Genomic DNA, 15,609 nt, shown 5'->3' on the forward strand with positions numbered 1-15,609 from the left:
AGAGAGGTCTGAATATGTGCGGGATTGTTGGTTACGTCGGTGACAAGGAATCGGCTCCCATCCTGGTGTCCGGGCTCAAGAAGCTCGAGTACCGGGGGTATGACTCGGCGGGCGTCGCGGTGGTCAATCGCAACCAGCTCAACGTGGTGCGCGCCACGGGGAAGCTGCGCAACCTGGAGAACCGGGTGGTGGCGGACCAGCCGCAAGGCAACATCGGCATTGGCCACACCCGTTGGGCCACGCACGGCCGTCCCTCGGACGAGAACGCGCACCCGCACACGTACAAGAACGTCGCGGTGGTCCACAACGGCATCATCGAGAACCACCTGTCACTGAAGGCGCAGCTTCGCGCCAAGGGCCACGTGTTCTCGTCGGAGACGGACACGGAGGTCTTCGCCCACCTCATCTCGGATGAGCTGGAGGCCGGCAAGGAGCTGCCGGACGCGGTGCGCGGGGCCATTGACCAGGTGAAGGGCACGTACGCGCTGGCGGTGGTGAGCGCGACGGACCCCCACCGCATCGTCTGCACGAAGAACGCGTCGCCCATGGTGCTGGGGCTGAGCGAGGGGCAGAACTTCATCGCCAGCGACGTGCCCGCGGTGCTCGAGCACACGCGCGACATCGTCTACATGGAGGAGGGTGACCTGGCCATCGTCACCGCCGCCAAGGTGGACATCTTCAACCGCCAGGGTCAGCCGGTGAACCGCGCCACCCGCCGCATCGACTGGACGCCGATGATGGCGGAGAAGGGCGGCTACAAGCACTTCATGCACAAGGAGATCTGGGAGCAGCCCCGCGCCGTCGCGGACACGCTGCGCGGCCGGATGCTCCTGACCGAGGGCGACGTCCACTTCGAGGGCTGGAACATGACGCCCGAGAAGGTCCGCTCGCTGACGAAAATCACCATCCTGGCGTGCGGCACGTCGTGGCACTCGGGCGTGGCCGGCAAGCACATGATTGAGACGCTGGCGCGGCTCCCGGTGGAAGTGGAGCTGGCGAGCGAGTTCCGCTACCGCGACCCGATTGTCGAGTCCTCGCACCTGGCCATCGCCATCAGCCAGTCGGGTGAGACGGCGGACACGCTGGCGGCGTTCAAGGAGGCCAAGGCGCGCGGGGCCACGGCGATGGCCATCTGCAACGTCATTGGCAGCGCGATGACGCGTGAGGCGGAGTTCTCCGTCCTCACCAACGCCGGTCCGGAGATTGGCGTCGCGTCCACCAAGGCGTTCACCACGCAGTTGGTGGCTCTCTACCTGCTGGCGGTGAAGCTGGGGCGCATGCGCGGCACGCTGTCGGTGGCGGCGGCGCAGGAGCACCTGACGCATCTGACGGAAATCCCGAAGATGATTGAAGAGGTGCTCAAGTGCGAGCCGGCCGTGAAGCGCGTGGCCCGTGAGTTCATGAACTCGCAGGACTTCCTCTTCCTCGGCCGCGGCCCCATGCACCCGGTGGCGCTGGAGGGCGCGCTGAAGCTGAAGGAGATTTCGTACATCCACGCGGAGGGCTACGCGGGTGGCGAGATGAAGCACGGCCCGATTGCGCTCATCGACGAGAAGATGCCGGTGGTGGTCATCGCGCCGAAGAAGCCGCACGTGGCCTACGAGAAGATCATCGGCAACATCGAGGAGGTCCGCGCGCGCGGCGGCAAGGTCATCGCCGTCATCGACGAGGACGACGACCAGGTGGGAGGGCTCGCCGACCACGTCATCCGGGTTCCGGCGGCGTGCGCGCTGCTCGCGCCCGTGATTGCCACCATTCCGCTCCAGCTCCTCGCGTACCACGTGGCGGAGATGCGCGGGAATGACGTGGACCAGCCGCGCAACCTCGCCAAGAGCGTGACGGTGGAGTAGCCGCCGCTCGAGCGTCCCTGACGTACGCGAAGCCCGGGTTCCCCTCGAGGGAACTCGGGCTTTCGTCGTTTTCGAGAGGACTTCGTGCCGCGCGGGGAGCGCTCAGTCCTGCTGGGCCAGCTCCATCAGCAGCTCCAGGTCCTCGGCGGCGTCCATGCTCTCCAGCAGCTCCAGGTTCTCCACCACCTCGCGGTCCTCCTCTGACAGGGCTGTCGCGGGTCGGGTGGGCTCACGCGACGGCGTCCTGGCGGGGGCCGGGGGGAGGGGAGCTTCCTCGGTGGCGGGCGTTTCGGACGGGCTCGCGCCAAGAGCCACCGGGGCCGCCAGGAGCATCATGAACAACACGAGCGGCGAGGCGGGGCTCACCGGCGCCGCCTCTCGCGCACGCGCTCCCGCATCTCCTGGCGCTGCTCGGGCGTCATCTGCCGCCAGCGGCGCATGTTCTCCATGAGCTGCTCGCGCCGCTCCGGGTTCTCCCGCAGGTAGGCCTTCATCCGCTGGCGCATCGCGGCGCGCCGCTCCGGGTCCATCTTCCTCAGCTCGCGCGCCTGCTCACGCAGTGCCTGCCGTTCGGCGACGTTGAGCTTGCGCAGCTCCCGCTGGTTGGCGCGCAGCCGCTCGCGCTCCTCGGGGGGCAGCTTGCGCCAGCGCTCCAGGTTGCCCCGAATGCGCGTCTGCTCGTCCTTCGGCAGCGACTTGAACTCGCGCAGCTTTCCGCGCAGCGCTTGCTTCTGCTCCGGCGTCATCTTCTCGAAGCGCTCGGCGGCCGTCGCCGGACGCTCCGTCTCCGCGCGCGCGGCCGCGCCCGTCAGCAGCGCCACCCCCAGGCCCAGCGCCATCCACGTCCGGCCCGTCATTGCGCCACCTCCAGTTCGTGGAGGCTCGCGACGACCTCCAGGTCCTCGGGACTGTCGAGCCCCAACAGCTCGTAGTCCTCGACCAGCTCCAGGTTCGCCGCCAGCTCCATCACCGCCGGGTCCTCCAGCTCCTCGGGTGCCTCGGGGCCCGGCCCCACCACCACCAGCGCCAGCCCCACCGCCACGGCCAGCCCCGCGGAGGGCACCAGCACCGCCGGGCGCAGCAACGTCCGCAGCCGCTCCCACCACGGCACCGGCAGCGCATCCAGCTTCGCCAGCACCGCGCGCCTCGTGTCCGCCGAGGGCACGAAGTCCGGCAACTCCGCAACCCTTGCCACTGTGTGGCGCAGGAGCGCCTCCGTCGCGCGGCACCCGGTGCAGCCGCCCAGGTGGGCTGCGACTTGCTCGCGGCGGGCCGCGGGCAGCTCGCCGTCCACGTAGGCCGTGAGGTCTTCCTCGAAATGACAGCTCATGCCCTGCTCCTCGCGGGCACGGTGCCCGCCTGCAGCTCTTCAATCCTGCGCGCCACCGCCAGCGTCGCCCGGTGGATGAGGCTCTTCACGGCGGACTCGCTCGCCTCCAGCGCCTCCGCGATGTCCCGGTAGGCCATGCCCTCGAAGCGGCACATGGTGAAGGCCGCGCGCTCCCGGTCACTCATGTCGCGGAGCGCGTCGCCCACCGCCTGCTCCAGCTCCCGTCCCGCCAGCGCCTGGTCCGGCCTGTCGCCGTCCGGCCCCGCCATCTCCACGCCTCCGGTCTCCTCGCCGTCCGGCGCCTCGGTGGACGTGTGGGCCACGCGGTACTCCCCGCGCCGTACTTCGTTGAGGCAGTGATTGGTGGCCACCCGGAACAGGAACGTCTTGAAGCGCGCCGTGGGCTGGTACGCCTTCGCGTTGCGGTAGAGCTTCACGAAGATGTCCTGCGTCAGCTCCTCCGCGCGCTCCCTGTCTCCCACGAAGCGGAAGGCGAAACGCGCCACGCTCGCATGGTAGCGGTCGAACAGCCAGGCGAACGCCCGACGGTCCCCCGCGGCCACCTTCAGCATCGCCTGTGCGTCCGAATCCACGTCCACGGTCGACTTCAACCCCGTTGCCCGCAAGAAGTTGCGGACTCCGTCTCTTTGAACCGCGCGGGCCTCCGTGGATACAGTCTCCCCGTGTCGGACGCCACGCGCACACATCCACCCAGCTCCAGACCCGAGGAGGGCGCGGACGAGGAGCGTCTGGCGGACCTCGCCGCCTGGGCACCTCCTCCGTCAGAGGCGGCCGGACGGCCCACGCCTCCGGTGGAGCTGCCCCTGCCCCTGCTGGTGCGGGTGGAGCAGGCCGTGGGGGCCTCCCAGGCGGAGCGGCCCGAGGCGGCCGCGCGCCTCAATGAAGTCCTGAAGCAGTTGGGGACTGGCGGCGGGGAGCGGCAGGTGGCGGACACCCTGCACCGGCTGCTCGACGGCGGAAGGCTGGACGGACTGGTGGACGCCGACGGGCGCTCCTGCCGCGCGGTGGCGGTGGAGGCGCTCCTGTCCCTGGGCTTTCCCTACGCCCTGGAAGTCGAGCCCGACGACCTCAAGCACCTGCGCGCCAACACCGCGGCCCGGCCCGGCGGCCGCAAGAGCGTCTTCGATTTCGGGGCCGGAGTGCCCGCCACGGTGCTCACCGGCGGGCTGCTGGCCCAGGTCCTCGAGGAGCTGCTGCGGCCGGGCACCGTCGAAGGCACGGTGACCTTGCAGGTGGGCCTGAGCGTGATGGCGATGATGGCCTTGTGGCTTGCCCCGCCTCGCAGTCCCGTGTACCGGCTGGGCCTGGGCCTGCTGGCCCTCGTGTCAGGCTACGGGCTGCTGTTGGCCCTGGGGTCGGCCGGCCACGCCGGGGGGCTGTGGGCAGGTGTGGCAGGCGCGGTCGCCGTCCTCCTGGCTGCCCTCCGCGAGAGCTAGCTGACCGACAGGATGCAACACGGATGTCAGAGGGGTGGACTAGGGTCTACCCATCGCGTACTAAAAGCGCGTTCAGGTGAGCCGGGGTGGCTCGCCAATACAAGGAGCTCAAGTCAAATGGCCGTGAATCAGGAGAAGGAAAAGGCGATCGAGCTGGCGATGTCCGCGGTGGAGCGCCAGTTCGGTAAGGGTTCGATCATGCGGCTCGGCAACGACGAGCCGCTGATGCACGACGTGCAGGCCATTTCGACGGGCTCGATTTCCTTGGACATCGCCTTGGGCGTGGGCGGCGTGCCGAAGGGCCGAATCATCGAGATTTTCGGACCGGAGTCCTCCGGCAAGACGACGCTGTGTCTCCACATCGTCGCGGAGGCGCAGAAGCGCGGTGGCATCTGCGGCTACGTGGACGCGGAGCACGCGCTGGACGTGGGCTATGCGCGCAAGCTGGGCGTGCGCACCGACGACCTGCTCCTGAGCCAGCCGGACACCGGTGAGCAGGCGCTCGAAATCGCGGAGATGCTGGTGCGCTCGGGCGCCATCGACGTGCTGGTGGTGGACTCGGTGGCCGCGCTCGTCCCCAAGGCGGAGCTCGAGGGCGAGATGGGCGATGCGCACATGGGCGTGCAGGCGCGCCTCATGAGCCAGGCGCTGCGCAAGCTCACGGGCACCATCTCCAAGAGCCAGACGTGCGTCATCTTCATCAACCAGATCCGCATGAAGATTGGCGTGATGTTCGGCAACCCGGAGACGACGACGGGCGGCAACGCGCTGAAGTTCTACGCGTCGCAGCGCATGGACATCCGCCGCATCGGCGCCATCAAGAACGGCGATAACGTGGTGGGCAGCCGCACCCGCGTGAAGGTCGTGAAGAACAAGGTGGCCCCTCCGTTCAAGGAGGTCGAGTTCGACATCATGTACGGCTCGGGCATCTCCCGTGAGGGCGACCTCATCGACCTGGCCTCCAACGACAACATCGTGGAGAAGAGCGGCAGTTGGTTCTCCTTCAATGGAGAGCGCATCGGTCAGGGCCGTGAGAACGCGAAGGACTACCTGCGGGAGCACCCGGAGGTGGCGAAGGAGATTGAGGCGCGCGTGCTGGAGAAGTACGGCATCGCGAAGGGCCCGGGCGCCGCCGCCGCTCCCGCCGCGGAGGAGGCTCCCGCCGAGGCCACCACCGAGAAGCGCCCGCGCGTGAAGGCCGTGAAGTGAGTCGGTGACGGCGGCTCCTCGCGAGCCGCCTCTCGACACGCCGTTCGGGGCTGTCCTCTCCAGTCGAGGGCAGCCCCGTCGTGTTTCATGCGGGCCGCGTGAGTCGCATGCGTCGCGGAGTGCTGACACGGTGCGTTGTGTCGGAGGCGTGGCGGGGATGTTTCCGGAGTGATGGACGAGGGCCGTAGACTCGCGCGCGCTGGTCCTTCACCCGCGCTCCATTTCGGGAGTCCCGCCTTGTTCGACAGATTGAAGCGTCGCAGCTTCCTGCAGGCCGTGGTTGCCGTCGCGGCAAGCACCTCATTCGGCTGTTCCGACGACGACACGCAGACCCATGACGGTGCGAAGTACTTCCCTCAGTCCATCTGTTCGGGAGATCCGCGTCCGGACAGCGTGGTGTTGTGGGTGCGCGCGGTGAACCCCGACAACGCGGGCGCGGATGCGCCGGTGCGGCTGGAGGTGTCGACGAGCGAGAGCTTCTCGAGCCTGGTGTTGGACAGGAGCTTCACGGCGCTGGTGGCGAATGACCATGCGCTGAAGGTGAAGGTGACGAACCTGTCGCCGCGCACGACGTACTACTACCGCTTCACCTTCGAGACGGGCGGGCAGAAGTACACGACGGCGACGGGCCGCACCCGCACGGCGCCGGCGGCCGGGGACGACGTGGCGGTGAAGTTCGCCTTCGCCAGCTGCCAGGACTACATCGGCCGTTACTACAACGCGTGGCAGCGGCTGCTGCAGCTCGACGAGGACCTGGACTTCGTCGTGTTCCTCGGCGACTACGTCTACGAGACGACGGGCGACCCGTCCTTCCAGTCGGGCGGCGACACCCGGACGGTGAAGTTCAGCGAGCCGGAGAAGGCGCTGAAGGTGGGCACGGGGCTGAGGGCCTTCTTCGCGGCCAACTCGCTGTCCAACTACCGCGACCTCTACAAGACGCTGCGCACGGACAAAATCATCCAGAAGGTCCACGAGCGCTACCCGTTCATCGTCATCTGGGACGACCACGAGTTCTCCGACGACAGCTGGGGGCCCAACGCGACGTACCTGGATGGGCGCGCGTCGGAGCTGCAGTTGGAGCGCAAGCAGAACTCGGAGCGGGCCTTCTTCGAGTACATCCCGCTGGACAACACGAACTCGGCGGAGGGCGCCATGGACCCGGCGGCCGCGCCGGTGTACCCGAACACGCGCGTCTACCGTGACTTCGAGTTCGGCAAGGCGCTGAAGCTGGCGGTGGCCGACTACCGCACCTTCCGTCCGGACCACCTCATCCCCGAGGACGCGTACCCGGGCCGGGTGGCGGTGCCCGCGCAGTTGCTGGCCGTGGCGCTGCCGAACCTGCCCGCGCCGGTGCAGGCGCTGCTCCAGTCGGAGACGTTCGCCTACGTGGACATCGACGCGGCGGAGCACGCCGTGCAGAAGGCGGTGTTGCAGGGCGCGTACGTGCAGCAGGCGATGGGCGCGGGCCTCACCCAGGCGGAGGCCACGGAGAAGGCCGGGTCATGGGTGAAGGGCGGTCAGTCGCTCTTCTACGTCAACCAGGTGCTGACGGCGGTGAACACCGCGCGCGTGGCGGCGCAGCAGCCGGCGATTCCGCTGCTCTCCGCGACGGGCGCGCCCCGGGGTCTGGCCTACGTGCACATGGGCAAGGCGGGCCTGTTCGGCATCCAGGGCTCGCGCTACATCGTGGTGAAGCCCATCTACGACCTGTTCTCGCGCCTCACCTATGGGGCCTCGCAGGGGGCGACGGAGGACGTGCTCGGCCAGACCCAGCAGGCGTGGCTCCAGACGCAGCTGCAGGCGACCAACACCTGGAAGATTGTCGTCAGCTCCGTGTCGATGACGTCCATGGTGTTCGACCTGTCCGACAAGCCGGACATCGGTGAAGCGACGCTGCGTCAGGCGTTCTACTTCAGCGTGGACCAGTGGGACGGCTTCCCCACGAAGAAGGAGGAGTTGCTGGCGTTCGTCCGGGCGAACCAGGTGAAGAACGCGATGTTCATCTCCGGCGACATCCACGCGTCGTTCGCGTCGGAGGAGTCGGGCGTTCCCACGCTGACGGCGCCCGCGATTACCTCCGGCTCCATCAAGGAGCTGGCGGGTCTGGCCGTCTTCGGCGCGGGCTACGCGCCCAACAGCCCCATCTACAAGTACGTCGTCACGCAGCTGAACGAATCGCTCATGGCCTCCAACCCGGGCATGCGCTACGTCAATGGTGATGAGCACGGCTTCGTGGTGATGGAGCTCAAGGGCACGCAGGCGCTGGCCTCCTACCACCTCATCCCCAGCTCCGAGGTGGCCAAGGACTACTCGTTCAAGACGGACAGCGAGCTCGCGGCGAAGTTCACTCGCGTGGACTTCCGCATCGAGAACGGGACGATTACCAAACTCTGATGACGTGACACTCACTCTCGCCACGCGAGGGGGGTGACGAGGGCCGCGCCGGGAGCCAGGACGCTCCGGTGGCGGCCCTCGCCGCGTCTCGGGCGTGAGTGTCTTCGCACCCAGGTGTGCGGGATTCGGCGTCCGTCTAACCTGACGAATGGCCGAGCCAAGGGGCTCGGTGCGGTGTGTTGCATTCACCAGGACTCGGAGACGCCATGACTGCGCAAAGCATCAAGAAGCTGTCGCTGAAGAAGGAGACCCTTCGCACCCTGGACGTGAATCAGCTGGGGCAGCTCGAGGGGGCGGTGGGCGGGACTACGCCTGCCATCACCATCCCCGTCATCATCATCGCCACCATCATCGCCTCAAACGCCGACTGACGTCGGCGTGACTCCGTAGGGCCCTTCGAGGCACGAGCGCCGCTGGCCTTGAGGTCGGCGGCTCTCCGGCGGAGCGAGGGGCGCTGCCGCGGAGGCAGTCCTCCGAGGTGGAACGCGTTAGAAGTCGGGCCATGACGACTGGCTCCTCGGCTTCGGACCTCCACCTCGTTCCCGCCCGGCCCGAGCATGTGGACTTCTGGATGTCGCTGCGCGCGGAAGCCGCCGCGCGGCGCTACGTGGACACCGAGGAGGACTCGCCGGAGACGCTGGTGAAGCGCATCCTGGAGGCGAGCTCGCTGGAGGAGCCTCGGGCGAAGGGGTTTCGCTGGTTCGTGCGGTACCGGGATGCGTGGGTGGGCACAGTGTCCGCTCGGGACGTGTCCCGGGAGCATGGCCGGGCGCAGCTGGGCTACATGCTGTCGGAGGCGTACCACGGGCGCGGGTTGGGCTCGCGCGCGGTGGGGATGATGCTGGAGCGCCTCTTCACCTTGCCCTTCCTGGAGCGGGTGTGGCTGACGACGCTGTCGGAGAACCTGGCGTCCCAGGGCGTGGCGCGCAAGCTGGGCTTCACGCTGGAGGGGACGATGCGCGGGCACTGCATGCTGCGCGGGGAGCGCAAGGACCAGCAATATTGGGGACTGTTGCGCTCTGAGTGGGAGTCCCGACAGCGCGGGTGACGTGCGCTGGGAGCCGCGTGGGGACCGGGTTATAGAAGGGGCGTCATGCACGCCTACGCCGCTGAGTTGTCGCAGGAGCTGGGGCTCCGGCCCGAGCAGGTGGACCGCACCCTGGCGCTGAACGCCGACGGAGCCACCGTTCCCTTCATCGCGCGCTATCGCAAGGAAGTCACAGGAGGGCTGGACGAGGTTCAAATCCAGACCATCCTCGACAAGGCCTCCGAGCGCACCGAGCTGGACTCGCGCCGCGACACGATTCTGCGCTCCGTGGAGGAGCAGGGGAAGTTGACGCCGGAGCTGGCGAAGGCGCTCAAGGCGGCCAAGACGCGCACCGAGCTGGAGGACCTGTACCTGCCGTACAAGCCCAAGCGCCGCACGCGCGCGGCCATCGCTCGGGAGAAAGGGCTGGAGCCCCTGGCGGACCTCCTGTGGAAGCAGGAGGGGAAGCGGGGCGAGGACGCGGACGCGAAGGTGCGCCCCTTCGTCAACGCGGAGAAAGAGGTGCCGGACCTGGCGGCGGCGCTCGCGGGCGCGCGCGACATCTGCGCGGAGCGGGTGAGCGAGGACGCGGGTCTGCGCCGCGCGACGCGCGAGGTGTGCGCGAAGCGGGGCACGCTGCGCTCGGACGTGGTGCCCGCGAAGAAGAACGAGCCCACCAAGTTCGAGAACTACTACGGCCACGAGGAGCCCCTGTCCCAGGCCCCGTCGCACCGCGTGCTGGCGCTCTTGCGCGGTGAGGAGGAGGGCGTGTTGAAGGTGAAGCTCCACATGCCGGATGACGAGGTGAAGGCGCTGCTCGGTGGGCGCGTGGTGACGAAGCCACAGTCCCTCTTCGCCTCGGAGCTGCGCGCCGCGGTGGATGACAGTTGGGAGCGACTGTTGGGGCCGTCGCTGGAGTCGGAGCTGCGCGCGGAGCTGAAGGAGCGCGCGGACAAGGGCGCCATTGGCGTCTTCGGGGAGAACCTGCGGCACCTGCTGCTCACCGCTCCGGCGGGCGCGCGCGCGGTGCTCGCGTTGGACCCGGGCCTGCGCACGGGAATCAAACTGGCCATGCTGGACAACACGGGCAGCGTGGCGGAGACGGTGACGCTCTACTCGGAGCGCGGCGCGGACGAGCGGGTGCGCGCGGCGAAGCTGCTGTCGGCCGTGGTGCAGAAGCACAAGCCGGAGCTCATCGCGGTAGGCAACGGGACGGGCAGCCGCGAGGCGGAGACCTTCGTTCGCGACACGCTGAAGGCCCTGGGTTCGCAGGTGCCGGTGGTGTCGGTGAGCGAGCAGGGCGCGTCCATCTACTCGGCGTCCGAGGTGGCCCGTGACGAGTTCCCGGAAATGGACGTCAGCCTGCGGGGCGCGGTGTCCATTGGCCGGCGCTTGCAGGACCCGCTCGCGGAGCTGGTGAAGATAGACCCGAAGAGCATCGGCGTCGGGCAGTACCAGCACGACGTGGACCAGGGGCTCCTGAAGAAGAAGCTGGGCGAGGTGGTGGACTCGTGCGTGAACGCGGTGGGCGTGGATGTGAACACCGCCTCACCGCAGTTGCTGGAGCACGTGTCCGGCGTGGGCCCGTCGCTGGCGAAGAAGCTGGTGGCGCACCGGGCCTCGAAGGGGCGCTTCACCACGCGGCGGGAGTTGCTGAAGGTGAGCGGCCTGGGGCCCAAGACGTTCGAACAGGCGGCGGGCTTCCTGCGCGTGCGAGGGCCGGAGCCGCTGGACTCGAGCGCGGTGCATCCGGAGCGCTACTCGGTGGTGGAGCGCATGGCGAAGGACCTGGGCGTGGAGGTGGGCTCGCTCGTGGGGAACGCCGCGCTGGTGCGGAAAATCGACCCCAAGCGCTACCTGGGCCCGGACCTGGGAGAGCTGACGCTGAAGGACATCCTCGCGGAGCTGGAGAAGCCGAGCAGGGACCCTCGCGGCGACTTCACCGCACCGGTGATGCGGGACGACCTGCGCACGCTGGAGGACGTGAAGGAGGGCATGGTGCTCCAGGGTGTGGTGACGAACGTCACCGCGTTCGGCGCCTTCGTGGACGTGGGCGTGCACCAGGATGGCCTTGTCCACGTGTCCCAGATTTCGACGAAGTTCGTGAAGGACCCCTCCGAGGTGGTGAAGGTGGGGGACCGGCTGACGGTGCGTGTGCTCACCGTGGATTTGCAGCGCAAGCGACTGGCGCTGTCGGTGCGCGCGGCGCAGGAGGGCGGCACGCCGCAGCCTTCGGGCCGACCCGCCGTGGGTGGCGCGTCGGGCGCGGGGCGGATGACGGACCGGGGCGGAGAATGGCCCTCGGGCTCGGGTGGCGGAGGGAAGGGGGCTTCCGGTGCGCGTCCGGGCGGGCAGGGCGCGGGCTCGCAGCCTGGAGGTCAGCGGCCGGGTTCGGGCGGGAGCGACAAGGACAAGAAGGGCCCGGAGCCGTTCAACAACCCGTTCAAGAACCTCAAGCGCTGATTGGCAGGGGGCTGTCGAGACGCCTGGAAGTACGCCCCGCCGGTGGACCTTGGCGGGGCGTGACGTCTGTCTATGCGTGTGGCGTCAATGGCTGACGGCTAGGGGTAACCCCAGCAGGCGCCATTGTGGCCGTTGTAGCCAATGGACCTGCAGAAGGCGAACGCCGCCGAGGCGCAGTTGCCGTAGCCGACCGTGGAGACATGTCCAACCACGTACCAGTAGTTGATGGTGTCGTTGCATTCCGCGAAGCAGTAGTTGTTGCCGTCATAGCCACTACAGGCGGCGAACGCGCTGACGTTGTTGCCGTCCTCCGACGTCGTGTCGGGCGACATCTGCTCCTGGGCGGGCGGCGTGACGGGCTCCGTCGTGCCTCCCTCGCCCAACTCCATACCACCACAAGCCGTAGCGACCACTGCGAACACCGTCAGGAGGGAAAGCCTTACGAGATGCATGGTGCGTCCTGTCTGACTTCGAGGGTCCGGCGGAATGGCAAGCATCCGTCGGGGCGCCTGGGATGGGCGCGCGCTATTGATATGTGAAAGTCCATGGGATGGAAGTGCGAAGCCCGCAATGACTCGCAAGGACTGATGCCTTATTCACAGACGCAATGCGGCAAAATCCGGATTTCGGTCAATTCCGGTTCGGGCCGCGTGCGCGTCCGCGGGCCCCCTAAGGGCAGCCCGCGTCACGCCGTGCGTCAATCGAGCGGGTGCTCGCGCACTTCTTCCGCGAGCCGCTGGATTCGCGCGAGCCGCCGCGCGTAGCGGTCCGTGCCGTTGCGCGTGTCGAAGCGCGTGGCGATGTCCTTCGCCTGCTTGAGCATCCACGCGTGCAGCGCCTTCACTTCGTACCCGCCGTCGGCGCGGTGCTCCGGGAATGCCTTGGTCAGCCGCAGGCTCACCACGTCCCGGTCTCCCGTGGCCTTCACGCGCTCCAGGAGGAACGTCGCCGCCACGAGGAAGATGAAGCGGTCATTGAAGCTCCCGTGGTCCAGCGTCCACTCCAGGTGCTTCTCCAGCAGCGCCAGCCCTCGCGCCAGGTTCCCCGTCAGCGTGAGGAACTCGATGTGGTCGCCCACCGTGGCCAGGAAGTCGCGGTTCTTCGACGTCAGGCTGTAGCCCCGGCGATGCATCTCCGCCGCCCGCTCCAGCTCGCCCAGCTTGAACAGCGGATACAAGAGCGTGCCCAGCGTGAGGTGCGGAATCTCCGCGCACTTCACCCGCCCCTCCAGGATGGGCTTCGCCTTGCGCAGCGCCTGCTCCCACTCGCCCTTCTCGACGTGGTGGTCCAGTTCGTCATCCAGCTCGCACGCGCGGCAGTCCGTCAGGTGGTCCCTGGGCGTCGCGAGCCAGGAGGCCCACAACCGGTCCACCTCCGCCGCGTCGTCGCCCATGTCCCGCGCCGTCTGGTAGCGCAGCTTCAGCACCGAGCGCTTGCCGGCGTCCACCTTGGTGAAGCACTGCTCGATGTCGTCCAGCGCGTCGGTAATCTGCTTGCGCGAGATGTGGGGGAACTCCTTGATGCGCCCCACCACCCACTTCTGCTTCCAGAGCAGGCCCTCCGGCTCGAAGCGCTCCGGGTCCTTCTTCTGCTGGCCCCGGCACCACGCGAAGGCCACCAGCGCCTTGTCCGGGTAGCCCCCGAAGGTCGCCGCGTCGATGAGGTCGTCGCGGAGCTGATAGCCCATGTCCACGTCGCCGTGGGAGTCGGCCATCCGCACCGCCTCTTCCAGTAGCTTCACCTTGCTCTCGCTCGACTTCTGCTTGCCCGCCCGGTCCCACAGCGCCTGGGCCTCCTCGCGCCAGTCGCCGGCCATCAGTGCAGCCCTCCCGAGCCCACGCCCCCGTCACCCTCTCCGCCGCCCGAGCCTCCCGTGCCGAGCTGCGCGGAGATGAGCCCCAGCAACCCCTGGTTGAGCAGCGTCATCTCCTGCGCGTTCAACGGGTGCTGACCCAGCAGCAACGCCTGCACGTAGAGCATCTCCACCGACAGCTTCATCATGTTCCGGTCCGTCACCGCCGAAAGCCGCCGCACCACCGGGTTGTGCAGGTTGAAGCACAGCTGCGCCGGCTCGCCGCCCGCCGCCGCCATGACCCCCTCCAGCACGCTCGCGTAGAGGTCGTCGGACTCGTCCCGCGCGCGCTCGGCGTCACGTCGGAAGGAGCCCTCCTCGTCCGCGCTGTAGAGCGTGGGCACCTCCGCCGGGAAGAACTTCTTCACCACCACGCCGCAGTGGAACGGGGCCAGCACCTGCTCGGCCGTGCGCAACAGCGGGAAGACCGCGTCGCGCTCGTCCATCGTCAGTTCCTCGAAGCTCTGCGGCAGGTCCGCCGCGGAGAAGGGCTCCACCTGCGCGCCCTCCACCACGTGCGGCAGCTTCTCCAGGAGCGCCGCGTCGTGCGTGTACGCCGCGTTGATGATGCACAGACCCTGCGCCCCCGCCACGCGCGCCACCTGACGGAATCCGTCCAGCGTCGCAGTGAAGCGCACCACCGGGTAGGCGCGCCGGTACTCCGCCAGCGTCGTCACCCCCAGCGACGTCTCGAAGGGCAGCCAGCCAATCACCAGCCGGTAGAAGTCGTCATCGTCTAGCGCCAGGGCCTTGATGCTCAGCCCGTGCAGGCCAATCAGCCGCTGCAGTGCGCGCGGGTCCTCGTGCGCCAGGTCCACCAGGTACTTGCGCAGCCCGTGGCCCAGGGCCTCGCGCGCCTGGGCGAGCGCGCCGTCCTCGTAGAAGGACTCGCGGCTGGCGGTGGGGCGCAGCGCGTTGGCGTTCACCACGCACTTCACGAAGAACGCCCACTCCGGCAGCAGGTTCTCCGCGCTCTCCGACAAGAGCATGTGCTTCAGGTACACGCGGTGCTTCTGCTTGGAGTTGAAGTGCGGTGAGGCCGGGAGCACGAAGGCCACTCCGTCCACGTCTCCCGCCTGCGAGCGCAGCGGGATGCAGTCGATGAAGTCCGTCTCGAAGACCTCGCGCCCGTACTCCAGCATCGCCTTGCGCCGCTCGCTCGCGCTCTCGTAGTCGCGGCGCCAGGGCGCGCCATCCAGGTCCAGTCGCTCCTGCTCCGCGCCCACGGTGAGCTGGATGGGGAAGGGCAGCAGGCCGCCGTAGTGCCGGCCGAGCTGGCGCAGCCGCTCCGGGGCGAACCACTCCACCATGTCCGCGCGAGCGACGAGGAACACCTGGGTGCCCGGCCGCTCCAGCGGGTGCTCGGATACCCGCACGGCGTACGTGCCGTCGTGCCGGCCGCGCCACTCCAGCGTGCGTCCATCCCCGCGCGCCGAGCGAGTCACCAGCAGCAGCTCGTCGCAGACCATGAAGCACGACAGGAGGCCGATGCCGAACTGGCCGATGAAGTCCTTGCGCCGGTCTTCCAGGGCCTCGCGCTTGGAGGACTCGCCGATGGTGGCCAGGAAGCGGTGGATTTCTTCTTCCGTCAGTCCGACGCCGTCGTCGCTGAAGACGAGGGTGGGAGGCCCGCCATCCTGTTTCTCCACCAGCTCGAGGCGGACGGTGCCTTGGTGTTCCGGTTCCAGGTGCTGCCGGGCGCGGATGGCGTCGGTGGCGTTCTGGAGCAGCTCTCGGAGGTAGACGCCCGGGGAGCTGTAGAGGTGGTGGGACAGGAGGTCGATGACCCCGCGGAGGCTGACTTGGAATCGGTGGTCCACGGCTGTCCCGACGTTAGCCCAGGGGACGGCCTGGGCGGGGAAGGAACCTCCTGCGGTTTTCGAGATTGCGGCGACCCGGCCGCCGAGGCATCTGTCGCCCCAGGGGCAGGCGATTCGCCCAGGCCCTTGAATGGCCGCCCGGACAGTGCCAAGCGGCGGCTCGGCCGGGGCGTGCCGTGAGGGCCCCCGGCGTCACGTCGTGATTTT

Annotated in this window: 14 protein-coding genes; 7 read left to right on the forward strand and 7 right to left on the reverse strand. The window is 68.5% G+C overall.

Annotated features, from left to right (window positions below; translation table 11 throughout):
- Nucleotides 1-14: 14 nt before the first annotated feature.
- A complete protein-coding gene (gene glmS / locus HUA74_RS12895; protein WP_141649119.1) occupies nt 15-1,850 on the forward strand; it encodes a glutamine--fructose-6-phosphate transaminase (isomerizing) in 1,836 nt (611 codons plus the stop codon).
- A 102-nt stretch (nt 1,851-1,952) separates the two neighbouring features.
- On the opposite strand, the gene HUA74_RS12900 is transcribed toward glmS, so the two are convergent.
- Genes HUA74_RS12900 through HUA74_RS12915 form a run of 4 tightly spaced genes read right to left on the reverse strand, consistent with a single transcriptional unit; the run spans nt 1,953 to nt 3,779 of the window.
- On the reverse strand, nt 1,953-2,216 hold the full coding sequence (locus HUA74_RS12900; protein WP_371817231.1) for a hypothetical protein: 264 nt from the start codon (nt 2,214-2,216) through the stop codon (nt 1,953-1,955).
- Nucleotides 2,213-2,707: a DUF3106 domain-containing protein gene (locus tag HUA74_RS12905; RefSeq protein WP_141648873.1), complete on the reverse strand. Its 495-nt coding sequence runs from the start codon at nt 2,705-2,707 to the stop codon at nt 2,213-2,215. The genes HUA74_RS12900 and HUA74_RS12905 overlap by 4 nt, the downstream gene beginning before the upstream one ends.
- Nucleotides 2,704-3,180, reverse strand: coding sequence for an anti-sigma factor (locus HUA74_RS12910; protein WP_174454770.1), 477 nt, complete (start codon nt 3,178-3,180; stop codon nt 2,704-2,706). The genes HUA74_RS12905 and HUA74_RS12910 overlap by 4 nt, the downstream gene beginning before the upstream one ends.
- On the reverse strand, nt 3,177-3,779 hold the full coding sequence (locus tag HUA74_RS12915) for an RNA polymerase sigma factor (RefSeq protein ID WP_246137821.1): 603 nt from the start codon (nt 3,777-3,779) through the stop codon (nt 3,177-3,179). Before HUA74_RS12915 ends, HUA74_RS12910 begins: the two co-directional genes overlap by 4 nt.
- Nucleotides 3,780-3,863: 84 nt before the next feature.
- On the opposite strand from HUA74_RS12915, the gene HUA74_RS12920 reads away from it, so the two are divergent.
- The 6 genes from HUA74_RS12920 (at nt 3,864) to HUA74_RS12945 (ending at nt 11,730) form a co-directional block, all read left to right on the forward strand.
- The gene (locus tag HUA74_RS12920) at nt 3,864-4,637 is read left to right on the forward strand and encodes a hypothetical protein (RefSeq protein ID WP_174454772.1); all 774 of its coding nucleotides are present in this window, start codon (nt 3,864-3,866) and stop codon (nt 4,635-4,637) included.
- 117 nt (nt 4,638-4,754) lie between these two features.
- Complete coding sequence (gene recA / locus HUA74_RS12925; protein WP_141648877.1) at nt 4,755-5,846, forward strand: recombinase RecA; 1,092 nt, start codon at nt 4,755-4,757, stop codon at nt 5,844-5,846.
- Between the two features lie 237 nt (nt 5,847-6,083).
- Nucleotides 6,084-8,240 (forward strand): alkaline phosphatase, encoded by a 2,157-nt coding sequence (locus HUA74_RS12930; protein WP_174454773.1) that lies wholly within the window; start codon nt 6,084-6,086, stop codon nt 8,238-8,240.
- A 206-nt stretch (nt 8,241-8,446) separates the two neighbouring features.
- Complete coding sequence (locus HUA74_RS12935) at nt 8,447-8,611, forward strand: class I lanthipeptide (protein WP_174454774.1); 165 nt, start codon at nt 8,447-8,449, stop codon at nt 8,609-8,611.
- Nucleotides 8,612-8,742: 131 nt separating this feature from the next.
- The gene (locus tag HUA74_RS12940; RefSeq protein ID WP_174454775.1) at nt 8,743-9,288 is read left to right on the forward strand and encodes a GNAT family N-acetyltransferase; all 546 of its coding nucleotides are present in this window, start codon (nt 8,743-8,745) and stop codon (nt 9,286-9,288) included.
- 45 nt (nt 9,289-9,333) lie between these two features.
- Entirely contained in the window at nt 9,334-11,730 is a 2,397-nt protein-coding gene (locus tag HUA74_RS12945; protein ID WP_174454776.1) for a Tex family protein, read from the forward strand.
- Nucleotides 11,731-11,828: 98 nt separating this feature from the next.
- Here HUA74_RS12945 and HUA74_RS12950 read toward each other — a convergent pair whose 3' ends face one another.
- From HUA74_RS12950 to HUA74_RS12960, 3 genes are all read right to left on the reverse strand, one after another.
- On the reverse strand, nt 11,829-12,119 hold the full coding sequence (locus HUA74_RS12950) for a hypothetical protein (protein WP_174454777.1): 291 nt from the start codon (nt 12,117-12,119) through the stop codon (nt 11,829-11,831).
- A gap of 308 nt (nt 12,120-12,427) precedes the next feature.
- Nucleotides 12,428-13,546: a hypothetical protein gene (locus HUA74_RS12955; protein WP_174454778.1), complete on the reverse strand. Its 1,119-nt coding sequence runs from the start codon at nt 13,544-13,546 to the stop codon at nt 12,428-12,430.
- A complete protein-coding gene (locus HUA74_RS12960) occupies nt 13,546-15,402 on the reverse strand; it encodes an HSP90 family protein (RefSeq protein WP_174454779.1) in 1,857 nt (618 codons plus the stop codon). The genes HUA74_RS12955 and HUA74_RS12960 overlap by 1 nt, the downstream gene beginning before the upstream one ends.
- Nucleotides 15,403-15,609: the final 207 nt, after the last annotated feature.

This window comes from Myxococcus sp. CA051A, from assembly GCF_013336705.1.
Taxonomy (GTDB): Bacteria; Myxococcota; Myxococcia; order Myxococcales; family Myxococcaceae; genus Myxococcus; species Myxococcus llanfairpwllgwyngyllgogerychwyrndrobwllllantysiliogogogochensis.